The organism is Glutamicibacter protophormiae (assembly GCF_014647495.1).
Classification (GTDB): Bacteria; Actinomycetota; Actinomycetes; order Actinomycetales; family Micrococcaceae; genus Glutamicibacter; species Glutamicibacter protophormiae.
In genome coordinates this window covers 94,673-108,026 of the sequence record NZ_BMPH01000002.1, presented here as the reverse complement: position 1 = coordinate 108,026, position 13,354 = coordinate 94,673, and the positions used below count along the sequence as shown (strand labels likewise).

At 67.3% G+C, this 13,354-nt stretch carries 14 protein-coding genes; all 14 read right to left on the bottom strand.

Annotation, left to right across the window (positions count from 1 at the left end; genetic code table 11):
• The 14 genes from IEY43_RS02870 to IEY43_RS02805 all read right to left on the bottom strand — a co-directional run bounded on the left by IEY43_RS02870 (position 1) and on the right by IEY43_RS02805 (position 13,354).
• On the bottom strand, positions 1-771 hold the full coding sequence (locus tag IEY43_RS02870; protein WP_188947070.1) for a CPBP family intramembrane glutamic endopeptidase: 771 nt from the start codon (positions 769-771) through the stop codon (positions 1-3).
• Positions 772-906: 135 nt separating this feature from the next.
• The gene (gene aqpZ / locus IEY43_RS02865; RefSeq protein WP_188947069.1) at positions 907-1,671 is read right to left on the bottom strand and encodes an aquaporin Z; all 765 of its coding nucleotides are present in this window, start codon (positions 1,669-1,671) and stop codon (positions 907-909) included.
• A gap of 141 nt (positions 1,672-1,812) precedes the next feature.
• Positions 1,813-3,144: an SH3 domain-containing protein gene (locus tag IEY43_RS02860; protein WP_188947068.1), complete on the bottom strand. Its 1,332-nt coding sequence runs from the start codon at positions 3,142-3,144 to the stop codon at positions 1,813-1,815.
• A 134-nt stretch (positions 3,145-3,278) separates the two neighbouring features.
• Complete coding sequence (locus IEY43_RS02855; protein WP_188947067.1) at positions 3,279-4,337, bottom strand: FUSC family protein; 1,059 nt, start codon at positions 4,335-4,337, stop codon at positions 3,279-3,281.
• Positions 4,338-4,458: 121 nt separating this feature from the next.
• Positions 4,459-5,370, bottom strand: a complete 912-nt coding sequence (locus tag IEY43_RS02850) for a LysR family transcriptional regulator (protein WP_204675793.1) — start codon at positions 5,368-5,370, stop codon at positions 4,459-4,461.
• A gap of 137 nt (positions 5,371-5,507) precedes the next feature.
• Complete coding sequence (locus IEY43_RS02845; RefSeq protein ID WP_188947065.1) at positions 5,508-6,446, bottom strand: cytochrome b/b6 domain-containing protein; 939 nt, start codon at positions 6,444-6,446, stop codon at positions 5,508-5,510.
• A gap of 17 nt (positions 6,447-6,463) precedes the next feature.
• On the bottom strand, positions 6,464-7,438 hold the full coding sequence (locus tag IEY43_RS02840) for an electron transfer flavoprotein subunit alpha/FixB family protein (protein ID WP_188947064.1): 975 nt from the start codon (positions 7,436-7,438) through the stop codon (positions 6,464-6,466).
• Positions 7,439-7,450: 12 nt separating this feature from the next.
• Complete coding sequence (locus tag IEY43_RS02835; protein ID WP_188947063.1) at positions 7,451-8,221, bottom strand: electron transfer flavoprotein subunit beta/FixA family protein; 771 nt, start codon at positions 8,219-8,221, stop codon at positions 7,451-7,453.
• Positions 8,222-8,437: 216 nt separating this feature from the next.
• A complete protein-coding gene (locus IEY43_RS02830) occupies positions 8,438-9,082 on the bottom strand; it encodes a PaaI family thioesterase (protein WP_188947062.1) in 645 nt (214 codons plus the stop codon).
• Positions 9,075-10,250, bottom strand: a complete 1,176-nt coding sequence (locus IEY43_RS02825) for a lipid-transfer protein (RefSeq protein WP_188947061.1) — start codon at positions 10,248-10,250, stop codon at positions 9,075-9,077. Before IEY43_RS02825 ends, IEY43_RS02830 begins: the two co-directional genes overlap by 8 nt.
• A complete protein-coding gene (locus tag IEY43_RS02820; RefSeq protein ID WP_188947060.1) occupies positions 10,247-10,678 on the bottom strand; it encodes a MaoC/PaaZ C-terminal domain-containing protein in 432 nt (143 codons plus the stop codon). The genes IEY43_RS02825 and IEY43_RS02820 overlap by 4 nt, the downstream gene beginning before the upstream one ends.
• Positions 10,675-11,127, bottom strand: coding sequence for a Zn-ribbon domain-containing OB-fold protein (locus IEY43_RS02815; RefSeq protein ID WP_188947059.1), 453 nt, complete (start codon positions 11,125-11,127; stop codon positions 10,675-10,677). The genes IEY43_RS02820 and IEY43_RS02815 overlap by 4 nt, the downstream gene beginning before the upstream one ends.
• On the bottom strand, positions 11,127-11,645 hold the full coding sequence (locus IEY43_RS02810) for an FAS1-like dehydratase domain-containing protein (RefSeq protein WP_188947058.1): 519 nt from the start codon (positions 11,643-11,645) through the stop codon (positions 11,127-11,129). The genes IEY43_RS02815 and IEY43_RS02810 overlap by 1 nt, the downstream gene beginning before the upstream one ends.
• Positions 11,642-13,354, bottom strand: coding sequence for an AMP-binding protein (locus tag IEY43_RS02805; protein ID WP_188947057.1), 1,713 nt, complete (start codon positions 13,352-13,354; stop codon positions 11,642-11,644). Before IEY43_RS02805 ends, IEY43_RS02810 begins: the two co-directional genes overlap by 4 nt.

Below are 13,354 nucleotides of genomic sequence, written 5' to 3'. Positions count from 1 at the left end.
CTAGATCCCCTGTGGCAGCAGGGGGTAGACCAGGTAAACCATCAGCAGCGCGATGGCGTTGTTGATGACGTGGAGCATGTAGGCGTAGGCCATCGATTTTCCGGAGAGGATGTAGGCCACGGACATCATCACGCCCAGCATGAGATAGGGAAGGATTTCGGTCCAGTTCCCGATGCCGGAGCCGATGAAGTGGATGCTGGCGAAGGCCAGCACGGAGATGGCCGCGCACACCCAGACGTTGAGCTTGCGCGAGAGCTTGCCGATCAGCAGGTGCCTGAAGAGATATTCCTCCACGAAGGGCCCGAAGAGGGCCGTCACCGCCAGCATGACCGGCAGCGGCACCGCGTTGGACATCTCTTCGAGCATGGCCTGGTTTTCGCTCGTGGCCACCTGCCCGACAAGCATCGAGATCACTGCGGTGGAGATGATGGTGACGAGCCACCCGCCGGGCAGCATCAGCCATTTGGCCCAGGGGTAGTACCTCATGGTTTTGAACGAGTCGAAGAACTGCGGCCCGCACTGGATCATCGCCAGCACGAAGAATGAAACGTAGAGGATCAGGTTGATGCCGAAGAGCGCTTGCTGCTCGGTCTCGAAGGCACCGACGTAGCCCGGGATCAACCCGATGAGCCCGGCTCCGCCGAGCACGAAGAACACGATGTAGGCCAAAACGGTGAACAGATCGCCGCGGGTGAACCGTCCGGCGTCGAAAACACGCTGTCTGCGTCGTGGAACAACAGGATAGCTCGGGTACTCAGGCAGCTGGTGCATACTGCTTAGCCTATCTGGCGGCGCTGGGGATCCGCAGTGTTTGCGCCCTGAAGCGGACAAGGCAAAGGGCCTTGGAATGTTCCACTATCGTGGAACATTCCAAGGCCCTGTCGAACCGCCTGCGGGTCTGCCGGCCTACTTCGGGTCGTAGCCCTCGCGGGTTGCGGCCTTCACCGAAGGCTCAAGCAGCTTGTAGGTGGCGCCGGCGATGATGGCGCCGATGACCGGAGCCACGAGGAACAGCCAGACCTGGCCCAGCGCCTCGCCTCCGGCGAACCATGCCACGCCCAGCGAGCGGGCCGGGTTGACCGAGGTGTTGGTGATCGGGATGGCCACCAGGTGGATCAGGGTCAGCGAGAGGCCGATGGCCAGCGGTGCGAAGCCCTTCGGAGCGCGGCGGTCGGTGGACCCCAGGATCACGTACAGGAAGATGGCGGTCAGCACGATCTCGGCGACCAGCGCGGCGGCCATCGAGTATCCGTCCGGGGAACGCTCGCCGTAGCCGTTGCTGGCAAAGCCGGATTCAACGGCGTTGAATCCGTCCTTGCCGCTGGCGATCCAATACAGCACCGCACCGGCGGCCGAAGCCGCGACAATCTGGGTGATGATGTAGGTCGGAACGTCTTTCCAAGCCGTGCGGCCCGCAACCGCGGTGCCCACGGTGACGGCCGGGTTGAAGTGTCCGCCGGAGATGTGGCCCACGGCGTACGCCATCACCAGCACGGTCAGGCCGAAGGCGAGGGCTACGCCCAGGAAGCCGATGCCCATGTTGACCGTTCCATCGGAAATCACCTTGGCCGCGAAAATCGCCGAGCCACAGCCGCCGAAGACGAGAACGAAAGTCCCCAGGAATTCGGCGGTAATCTTGGCGCCGGTACTCGGCGCAGACGTATCTGACATGTCTTGTTCCGTTTCTCAAAAGATGAAGCGAGTTGCACGACAGTATGAGCCGTGCCCCAAGGCTACTGGGAGAACTCTCGAATGAAAAGATATCTGACATTCATTTGGACGAATGTTTCATTGCGGTTCATGACATGGGAATTATTTGCCGACATATTCGAAGTGCCATGCTTCGGCGTAGGGGTTTCGGCTTCCGTCAGCGCGGAATTCTTCCAGGTTTTTCCGATGGATCCAGTTGTATTTTTTCGAGTTCGCCTTCAGCCATTTGTAGTACTTGCCCTTGAACGAGTAGTTGTAGCTCTCGGGCACGTCGATCGCCAGGCCCCAGCCGTGGTTCGAGGTCCCCGGCTTGGCCGCGATATAGGAGCCGAGCTCCTGGTAGAGGAATTTCTGCGTGTCCAGGGTCCGGTAGGCCAGATCGATCTCCAGGTTCTTCCCGAACTTCTTCCTGAAGGCCGCGTTCAACCGGCCCAGGTCCGCCGCGGCCGGCGCGGCGATGAGCGTCTTTTCCTTGTCCCAGCTCAGGGCCACCAGCATCGACTCGGGCAGCTTCCCGTTGGCCTGCTTCTGCACCTTGCTGCGGGTGGTCTTGGACGTGTTGCTGGTCTTGGCGCTGGTGCTGCGCTTCAATGCCGAAGCCTTCATCCAGCCGTCCGCCCCCTGGGTGCGGACGTAGTACCAGCCGGCAACCGGGCCGGCCTTCTTTTCCCACGCGGCGTCCCGATAGACGATCGAGTTCCGCGGAATGTCGCCGATACGCTTCTTGCCGTTGACCGAAGCATGCAGGTCGGCGCTGGCGGACTTGGTGAAGTAGCGGTCGGACAGGCCGGCGCGGTTGGTCGTGTACGGGCCCGCGTCGATGGCGCAGCCCTTGGAGCAGGTGGTGACGTAGGCACCGGAGACCCACCCGGTCTTGCCTTGCGTGGAGATCTTGTACCAGCCGTTGGCGGCCTTGGACGTGGCGTAGGCAGGCTGTCCCTTGTTGATCTTCCCAACAACTGCGTGCCCGGTTCCGGCACCCTTGCGGATGTTCATCGTCGACTTCGGGGTGACCCACAGTTTCACGCTTTTCGCGCTGTTCGAGGCGCCCCCTGTGGTGGCGGTCTTGGCGACCTTGGTGTATTTGTTGGAAATCCACCCGGTCTTCTTGTTGTACGTGACCTGGTACCAGCCGTTGGAAGCCTGGGATTTGACCGGTACGGTCTTGTTTTTCGGGATGGTCAGGATGACGCGGGACTTGGTGCTGGAACCGGAACGCATGTTCAGGTTGCTGGTGGTCTTGACCTGCGTGACCCGCTTGGCGGCGGCCGGCGCCAGGGTTCCCGGTACCGCGGCGGACGCGGCCAACGCAGCGGACGGAAGCGCCTGCGCAGCGACGGCAGGGGCCAGGCTTCCGATGGCCAGCGAACCGGCCAGCAGCACGCCGGCGGTTGAAACGGCGAAACGTCGAGTTGAACTTAAAGGTGTTTTCACGGCAGTGGATTCTTCCAAGAGGCGCGGGGCTTGACTGTTGTCCTGCGCAAAGCCGTTCCCGGTGCGAGCGAGATTTCCGATTCAACGCCTGACGTAGTTAATGATGCTACGTCCACGCCGAATTCCGGGTATCGTCAGCGAGGTCTTCGGTCGAAGAGCAGCGCGCCGAGGATGCCGGCCAGCACCCCCAGGAGGTTTCCCGCGGCCCGTTCCCAGAGCACGTCCGCGTTCACGCTCGGGTCGGCGAGCTCCAGCATCAGCATGATCAGCGGGGTGAAGAAGCTCAGTGCCAGCCCGTAGTTGCGCGTCATGTAGCCCTCGGTGGGGAACATCAGCGCGATGATCACCAGGCCCAACGCCAGTTCAGGCAGCTGCAGGTAGTAGATGCCCAACAGCACGACCAGCCCCGCGACGGTGCCGGCCACGCGGTGCGCTCCCCTGCTCAGCCTGCCGCGGGCGTTGCCCGCCGCAAGCGGAACGACGGAGCCGGCCATGACCCATTGCAGGTGCTCCAGCTGCAACCCGATGGCCAGCGCCCCGGCCAGCAGCACCACGCTGGCGTAGCAGGCGGCGCGGCGCAGCGCGTCGGGCCAGCTGACCGGGTCGTGCCCGGGAAACCCCCGGGTTGCGGTGCCGAAGCGTGCGGTCTGCCCCAAAACGATGCAGAACAGCGCGGTCAGCACGAAGGCCGCCAGTCCCGCCGTGGACGGCGACTGCCCGACGGGCAGGCAGGCCAGCGCGCCGAAGGCGAATACCGGGAAGAACGAGCCACCCGGTTTCAGCCCGTAGCGGTCTGCGGTCAGCGAGCTGGCGCAGGCCCAGAAGATGCCACCGGCGAGCAGCGCCCACCCTTCAGGGCCCCAGGGGGCGATGACGATGCCGCTGACCCCGGCGCACAGCATCATGGCGCCGGCGAGCACCTGGTCCTTGAGCCGCTGCATTCGGTGCGGGCTGCGGCCGTACATCCCGACCACCGACCCGAAAACTGCGTACACCATGAGATCCACGTGCCCCAGGAGGATCAACGCGGCACCGGGGATCGCCAGGCCGAAGCCGACGCGCAGGGCGGGCCGGATCTCGGGACTGTGGGACAGCACGAGGCGCCGCCAGACGGCGACGGCCGGCGGCAGGGCGGGAAGATCGGCCTTCGGGGTGCCCGCCTGCTCGGTTGGCATCTGTGGATGGTTGCTCATGATCGCTCCTGTGGCATCGCGCAGCTTCCTGCGGCAAGGAACGGGTCTGCCTGTTCAGAGTTGCATCAATGCCTTGATCATGTCCAAGAATTATTTCTGATGGTTCAATCGAAGAAACCTATCAAACCAAGTCAAAGTCCTTTGTGACGGAGGGATAGACGTCCCCTGTCGCAGAGAGTAATGCGCGTAACATCAGCGGCAGCGGCTGGTGCTCGGTGATCACCAGGCTGATCTGGCTGGTGATCACCGGGTTGACCAATGGTGTTTGGACCAGTCCGGCCAGCTCGCCCAAGGGCGCGAGCCACTGCGCCGGAACCACGCTCGCCCACCGGCCGGTGGCGACCTGGGCCAGCAGCGTGGTCATGGAGTCGCATTCGATGCGCGGCTCGGCGGTGCGCCCGTGGGAGGCCAGGACATCGTCCAGCAGCTGGCGGCCGCGCATGGACGAATCCAGCAGGCACAGCGGCAGCGAGAGCACCTCGTCCACCGCGGTCGGCTGCCCGGCGCCCTCGAACATGCCCTCCTTGGTGACGAGCACATGTTCCTCGCGATATAGCGGCACCGCGAGCAGCCCGCCCAGCTCCGCAGGGTCCGCGTAGACCAGCCCGGCATCGAGCTCGAAGGAGCGCACCCGGGCAATGATGTCCGTGGAGCGCAGGCTGCCCTGGATCTGGACGCCGGCCTTCGGGTTGGCGCGGGCGAAGGCATCGGACAGTCGCGCCACCGTGGAGGAGGCGGCGGGTACCACACCCAGGCGCAGCGTCCCGGTCAGACCGGCCTGCAGCGCCGCCACTTCCTGGGCCAGCGCATCGCGGTCCGCCAGCAGGCGCTGCGCCCAGCGCAGCACCGCTTCGCCTTCCGGGGTCAGCCCCTGGAACGCGTGGCCGCGGCGCACCAGCGACACCCCGAGCCCGGCCTCCAGCTTCCGGATGGATTCGGACAGCGCCGGCTGGGAAATGCGGCATTCCTGGGCGGCCCGCGCGAAATGCCGTTCCCTGGCCAGCGCCACGAAGTATTCCAACTGCCTTATCATCACCAGTCCATTGCACCACGGGCACCCGCCCAGCGCCCCTGAACCGGAGCCGGGCATGCCGAAGCCGGCGCACCGCAGGTGCGTAATCCTGCGGTGCGCCGGCTTCGGCTATCGAGTTCTCCGTCCTGAGCGAAGTCCTATTTCGAGATCTTGCCCGACATTCCGGCCAGCGCCCGGATGACCACCGGCTTGCAGGCGAACCAGGCTCCGGCGGTGGCGGCCACGGCCACGGCGAACAGGATGACACCCATCCAGCCGTCGTCGCTGCGGGCGGCGAACATGTGGTTCAGGTTCGCCCGTGCACCGGTGAGCAGCACCAGCATCACGTGCATCACCAAGAACCCGACGAAGAACAGCATGGCCGGGAAGTGCACCTTGCGGGCCGCTTCCATGGGCAGCGCCTTGTCCAGCTTGGCCGGCCAGGCCGGGGACATGCGCAGCCCGGTGATGGCGGAGACCGGCGCGGCCAGGAACACGATCGCGAAGTAGGCCAGGACCTGCAGCGCGTTGTAGTTCAGCCAGCCGTTCTCGCTCGGCCAGTCCAGCGACAGGTACTGCACGCCGGCGCTGAACGCGTTCGGAACGATGTCCCAGCTGGTCGGCACGATGCGCATCCACGCCCCGGTGGCGAACAGCAGCACCATGAACACCACGCCGTTCACGATCCACAGCACGTCCAGGCTCAGGTGCAGCCAGATTTCCAGGCTGATCTTCTTCGGCTTGGTTTTGGTCTTGAACAGCCCGGTGTTGTTCCGGGTCCAGTAGGCCTTCGGCCGCGCGGTGGTGCGGATCAGCCAGCCGGAGCGGATGATCAGCACCATGAAAAACGCGTTCAGGAAGTGCTGCCAGCCCAGCCAGGCCGGGATGCCGGTGGGCGCGTGCTCCGGCAGGTCCGAATGCCCCGGGTAGGCGGTGATGAACTGCTCCCCCGCCGCGGTTCCACGCCACCAGCGGGCGGCCAGCACCAGCAGGGCCAGGACAACCACCACGCCGGCGGTGATCCAGATCTTCTTCAGCGCCGGGTTGGCCGCGGTCTTGGCGGCGCCGCGGGCGCCGTCCTTGGTTGTCAGCGACATGGAAACGACCCCCTGATCTAGCCGGCGTTGACCGGCTGCTTGGCCCCCAGCAGCTCGGTGAGCTGCGGGAGGATCTCGAACAGGTCCCCGACGATGCCGAAGTCGGCGATGTCGAAGATCGGCGCGTCCTCGTCCTTGTTGATGGCCACGATGCGCTTGGCGGTCTGCATGCCGGCCAGGTGCTGGATGGCGCCGGAGATGCCCACGGCCAGGTACAGGTCCGGTGAGACGCTCACGCCGGTCTGCCCGACCTGGTGGCTCTGCGGGATGTAGCCGGAGTCCACCGCGGCGCGCGAGGCGCCTAGGCCAGCACCCAGCGAGTCGGCCAGCGCCTCGACCAGGGCGAAGTTCTCCTTGGAGGCCAGGCCGCGGCCGCCGGAGACCACGATCTTGGCGGCGCGCAGCTCCGGGCGGGAGGATGCGGCGGCCAGCGGAGTCACGGATTCGATTTCGGCGGAGGCGGCGGCGGCCACCTCGATGGCAGCTGACTGCAGCTGTGCGGCGGCGGCCGGCAGCGGCTCGGCGCCGCTGGAGGCCACGGTGACCAGCGGGATGCCGGAGCCCGCGGTGGATTCGGTGACGTAGGTGCCGCCGAAGACCGAGTGCGAGGCGATGATCCGGCCCTCGCGCTGTTCCAGCTCCACGGCTTCGAGCACGACCGGGTTGCCGGTGCGCGCCGACAGCCGGCCGATGACCTCGCGGCCCACGGCGCTGTTGGAAGCGAGCACGGCGGCCGGGGCATGGGCCTCGATAGCCGCCTGCAGGGCCGCGACGGCGCTGGCTGCCGGGTGGGCGGCGGCCTGGGCGGTTTCGCCGATGAAGACCCGTTCGGCGCCCTGCGCGCCGATGGCGGCGGCGGCCTGGTCAGGGTCTGCGGCGGCCGCGACGGCCACCGGGGTGCCCAGCTGCGCGGCCAGGGCCAGCAGGTGCGCGCCGCCGGCGGTCGGGATGCCGTGCTCGGTCAGTTCGATGTGTACCAGGATGTTCGTCATGTCGTTCGTTCCTTAGATCAGCTTCTCGGCGGCCAGGTAGGCGGCAAGTTCCTGTGCGGCCTGTCCCTCGTCGATGATTTTCACGCCCGCGGTGCGGGCAGGTCGGGCGGCGGAGGCCAGCACCAGGTTGCCCGCGGCGTGGTCAGCTGCGCCCAGGCCCAGCTCGGCGGCGCCCTGCACGGCGACCGGCTTGCGCTTGGCGGCCAGGATGCCCTTGAACTTCGGGAAGCGGGCCTCGCCCATGGCCTCGGCCACGGAGATGACGGCCGGGGTGGACGCGCGCAGCGCGGTGGTGCCCGAGGCGTCGGCGCGCGAGCCGCGCACGATGCCGCCGGAGACCTCCAGCGTGCCCAGCGGGCCGAGGAACGGAAGATTCAGCAGTTCGGCGATCATCGCCGGGACCACGCCGCCGCGGCCGTCCGTGGACTCGTTGCCGGCCACGATCAGATCGGCCTGGAGACCGGACAGCGCCTGGGCCAGCGCCCGGGCGGTGGCCAGGGCGTCGGATCCGGCCAGCGCGTCGTCCTGCACGTGCACGGCCTTGTCGGCGCCCATGCTCAGTGCCTTGCGCAGCGCTTCGTTGGCGGCGGCCGGGCCCATGGTCACCACGGTGATCTCCACCGACTTGTCCGCGTCCTTCTGCTTCAACGCGGCTTCCAGCGCGCGCTCGGTGATCTCGTCGATCACCCGGTCGCTGGCGTCGCGGTCCGCGCGTCCGTCGGAGGTGAGGTGGCGGCCTTCTTCGGTGTCCGGCACCTGCTTGATCAGCACTGCAATCTTCATGGTTTGCTCTTTTCTCGGTTCGGTTCCGCACCGTCCGGCTCCTCTGCCGGGTGGGGTGCGTTCACGGTGTGGCCGCGGGCTCTGCCCGTGCGCCAATGCCCTTGTGCGTGGCGCGGGTCACGTTTCTGAAATACTATAACTAGATTCTAGTTTTTGTCTAGGGGCGGGGCGCGGAAGGAGGGTGCCCTGCTTCCGCGCCCCGCCCCGTCCCTTGCGTCAGTCCTGCGGGGCCGGGCGCTGGCGCGGCGGCAGCCACAGCCCGCGGGCCTGGGCGACCACCTGGCCGCCGGCCTCGATCCGGCCCCTGACCCAGATCTTGCGTCCGTCGATTTCCTCGACCCAGGCGCTCAGCTCCAGCTCTTCGAACAGCGGAACCGCGTGGTCGTAGTCCACGGTCAGTGACCGGGTGAAGATCCACTGGTCCACGGTTCCGGCGGCGAAACCCATCAGGTGGTCCAGCAGCGTGGCCACCCACCCGCCGTGCACCCGGCCCGGAGGGCCCTGGTACGGCAGGCCCAGCCGGGTGGTGGTGCGCACGCCGTTCTGCCCGTCCATGCGCAGCACCACCGGAGGGGCCATCGGGTTCAGCACCCCGGAGACCGGCGAGCGGTCGAGGTAGTCGCCGGAACGGTCTCCGAACGGATCCGCGACCATCGCGCGCTCGTCGACGATCTCCCCGCGCAGCAGTTCCAGCACCCCGTCCAGGCGCTGGGTCAGCTCGGCGGCCGCCTCGGTGCGCACCGGCAGCCGGACCATGGCGTCCAGCAGCTCGCGCACCTGGCCGGCGGCCTGCAGCAGCTGCTCCCCGCCGGCCTCGCGGACCTTCGCCCCGCCGTCCGGCAGGGCCACCTGCCTAGTCATTGCCCAGGATCAATGCGCTGGTCGGGACGCCGGTGCCGGCGGTGACCAGCACGTTGCGCGCGTTCGCCACCTGGTTCACCGCGGTGCCGCGCAGCTGGCGCACACCCTCGGCGATGCCGTTCATGCCGTGGATGTAGGCCTCGCCCAGCTGGCCGCCGTTGGTGTTGATCGGCAGGCGGCCGCCCAGCTCGATGGCGCCGTTCTTGATGAAGTCCTTCGCCTCGCCGCGGCCGCAGAAGCCGAATTCCTCCAGCTGGGCCAGCACGAACGGGGTGAAGTGGTCGTAGAGCACCGCGGTGTCGATGTCCTCCGGGCGCAGCCCGGTGTCGTTCCACAGCTGGCGGGCCACGTTGCCCATCTCCGGCAGCGCGCGGTCGCCGTCCTTGCGGTAGTAGCTGACCATGGTGTGCTGGTCGTAGGCAGCGCCCTGGGCGGCGGCGCGGATGGTCACTGCCTTGCCCGGCAGGTCCTTGGCGCGCTCCGGGGTGGTGATGACGAACGCCTGGCCGCCGTCCGACTCCTGGCAGCAGTCCAGCAGGTGCAGCGGATCGGCGATCCAGCGCGAGTTCTGGTGGTCTTCCAGGGTGATCGGCTTCTCGTAGAACCAGGCCTTCGGGTTGGTGGCAGCGTGCTTGCGGTCGGCCACTGCCACGCGGCCGAAGTCCTCGGACGTGGCGCCGGTCAGGTGCATGTAGCGCTGGGCGAACATGCCGACCCAGGAGGCAGGGGTCATCAGTCCGAAGGGCAGGGTCCAGGCGTAGGCGGCGGCGCGGGCGTCCGGGGCCATGCCCGCGGTGCTCATCGCCTGCCCGAAGCGGGCGCCGGAGCGCTCGTTGAAGGCGCGGTAGCAGACCACGGTCTTGGCCACGCCGGTGGCCACGGCCATCGCCGCGTGCAGGATGGTGCCGGCGGCGGCGCCTCCCCCGTAGTCCACGTGGCTGAAGAAGTTCAGCTCCTTGCAGCCCAAGCCGCGGGCCACCTCGATGGCCGGGTTGGTGTCCATGGAGTAGGTGACCATGCCGTCCACGTCATGCGGGTTCACCCCGGCGTCGCGGCAGGCGGCCAGCGAGGCCTCCTGGGCCAGCTGCAGCTCGGAGCGGCCGGAGTTCTTGGAGAACTCGGTGGCGCCGATGCCTACGATGACTGCCTTGTTCAGCAGGTTGCTCATGCCGATTCCCCTTTCGATGGGATCACGAGGTCTACGGTGCCCGTCACGTGCGGGCCCAGGGAGTTGGTGCCGACGACCTTCACCACGACGTTCTGGCCGTCCACGGAATCGACGGTGCCGGTGAAGACCATTTCGTCGCCCGGGAAGTTGGTGGCGCCCAGGCGGATGTTGATGCGGCCCACGCGGGCGGCCGGGCCTGCCCATTCGCCCACGTAGCGGTTGACCAGCGCGTTGGTGGTCAGGATGTTCATGAAGACGTTCGGGGTGCCGGCGGCCTGGGCGACGTCCTTGTCGTGGTGGACCTTCTGGAAGTCGCGGGTGGCGATGGCCCCGGTGACGATCAGCGTCGCGGTGATCGGGATGCGCAGCTCGGGCAGCTGGGTCCCGGCGGCGATGCCGGTGCGGGCGGCGGTGTCGACGGTGCTCATGCCGCGCCCCCTGCCGGACGGGCCACCGGGAGGACCAGGTCGGCGTCCATGCGCTCGGCGGTGACGTGCAGCGGCATGCCGATCTGCACGTCCTCGCGGGCGACGCCCTCCAGGTTCATGACCACGCGGGCACCCTCCTCCAATTCCACCACTGCCACGATATAGCCCGGCTCGAACGGCGGGACGATCGGGTGGTACATGACCACGTAGCTGTGCAGGATGCCGCGGCCGGACATGGTCTTCGGGGACCAGTGCAGCGAGTGGCATTCCGGGCACATCGGCACCGGCGGGTGGCGCAGTTCGTTGCAGTCGTCGCAGTTCTGGATGCTCAGTTCGCCGCGTTCGTTCAGGGACTCGAAGAAGAAGGCGTTGTCCAGGTTGATGGCCGGGCGGGGACGCAGGGCCTGGCTCTTGGCCGTGGCCTGGGTCTCGGTCAGCGTTTCGCTCATTACGAGTTCCTCTTTTCAGGGTTGTACCACAGGGTGCGGAAGCGCATGGTGCCCACGCGTTCGCCCTGCTGGTCGGTGTAGGTGGTCAGGGTGGTGATGAAGTAGCCCTCGCCCAGGCCCGTCTGCTTCGGGCCGACGAAGGACTCGACCTTCTCGCTGGCGGTCAGCAGGTCGCCGGGGACCAGGTAGCGGTCGTATTCCTGGTCGCAGTTCACTGCCACCACCTTCGGGTAGCCGCAGTCGGCCAGGTGGGCGTAGGCGCGGTCCACGTCGGACTCGATCACCGGGTCGGAGGGGTTGATCATGTTCCAGACCTGCAGCGCCGAGGGCGGGGCCACGACATCCGGGTGCCCGGCGGCGCGGGCGGCTTCCGGATCCAGGTAGATCGGGTTGGTTTCCTCCATCGCATCGCACAGGTGGTGGATCATGGGCCGGTTGACCTCGTCGCGGGCGACGCTGATCCTCTCGTTGCCGGCGGCGATCATCTCGCCGATCAGGACATTGGGATCCTGGCTCATACTGTCTCCTTAATGGGGGTTTCGGCTGGCTTCAGCGGCAGCAGGTGGGCGCGCCCGTTCTGCTCGAACAGGGCCTCCAGGTGCGCCAAGGCGTTGTCGTCCAGCACCTCGAAGGCGATCTCCCGTCCGGGGCGGTGGAACACGTTCTCGTTCAGCAGCCAGGCCTCGCGGCGCAGGCTGGGCTTGTTGATCTTCTGGGTGGCGGTCACCGGCACATCGGAAACCACCGCCAGGAAGCGCGGGGCCCACTTGGTGCCCAAATCCGGCTGGGATTCCAGGAAGGCGGCGAAGTCCTGCGGGTCGAAGGAATCCGGGTCCTCGAACTGCAGCGTGGCCATCACCTGGTCGCCGGTGCGGGCGTCCGGCACCGGGTAGACGGCGGCCAGGGTGACGCCCGGGTAGCGGGAGAGCACGCGCTCCACCGGGGCGGCGGAGAAGTTCTCGCTGTCCACGCGCAGCCTGTCCGAGGTGCGCCCGGCGAAGTAGAAGTATCCCGCCTCGTCGCGGTAGGCCAGGTCCCCGGTGAGGAACGCGGTGCCGCGCACGCGCTCGGCCACTGCTTCGGGGTTCTTGTAGTAGCCCTCGAACAGGGCCGCGCCGGTGAGGTTCACCAGCTCGCCGATGGCCTCGTCCGCGTTCAGGATGCGCCCGTTCTCGGAGAAGACCGCCGGCGGGCACTGCTCCATGGTGTCCGGGTTGACCACCGCGGCGTCCATGCCGGCGGGGGCCGTGCCCAGCGCGCCGGCCGGGCTGTCGTCGGTGCGCTTCAGGGTCAGCCCGCCCTCGGAGGCGCCGTAGCTTTCGGTCGGCCACACGCCGAAGCGGCGGTGGAACTCGGCCAGGTCGAACTCGCTGGCCTCGGTGCCGAAGCAGGAGCGCAGGTAGGTGTCGGCCTCGACGGCCTTCTCCGGCTGGGCCAGCACATAGGACAGCGAACGGCCCACGTAGTTGAAGTAGGTGGCCTTGTAGCGCATCAAATCCGGCAGGAACCCGGAGGCGGAGAACTTGCGGGCCAGGGCGAAGGTGCCGCCGGTGTACAGCGGGTTGGCCCAGCAGGCGAAGATGCCGTTGCCGTGGAACAGCGGCATGGAGTTGTAGCTGACGTCCTGGCGGCCCAGGCCCATGTGCTGGAATTCCGCGGTGCGGTACAGCCGACCGGTGGTGCAGATGACCGCTTTGGGATCCCCGGTGGAGCCGGAGGTGAACAGCAGCAGCAGCGTGGTGTTCGGGTCCCCGGCGGCCTCGGCGTCCGGGCGCGGCAGGTGGCGCAGCGAGTCCAGCTCGCGGGCGTATTCCGCGGTCTCGATGTAGCGGGTCTGCGCGGCCGGCACCCCCGAGTCCACCGAGTTGAAGTAGCCTTCCAGCTCGCGGGTGGTCAGCAGGATCTCCACGTCGGTGTACGCGATGTCGCGGGCCAGCTCCTCGCCGCGGCGGGTGAGGTTGATGCCCACCACGGTGGCGCCGGCGTAGGCCGCGCCGCCGATGGCGAAGATGTACTCCGGGTCGTTTTCCAGCATCACGCCCACGTGGAAGGGCTTGCCTTCTTCGTGCAGCGAGAGCATCAGGTGGGCGCGGACCTTGCATTCTGCCACGACTTCCGCCCAGGTCCAGATGCGCCCTTCGAAGAGCAGGCCGGGGTGGTGGTCCTCGGCTCGCAGGTCAAGTAGATCTCTGGTAGTTTGAAGTTTCGTTTCGAGAACGGTGTTCAT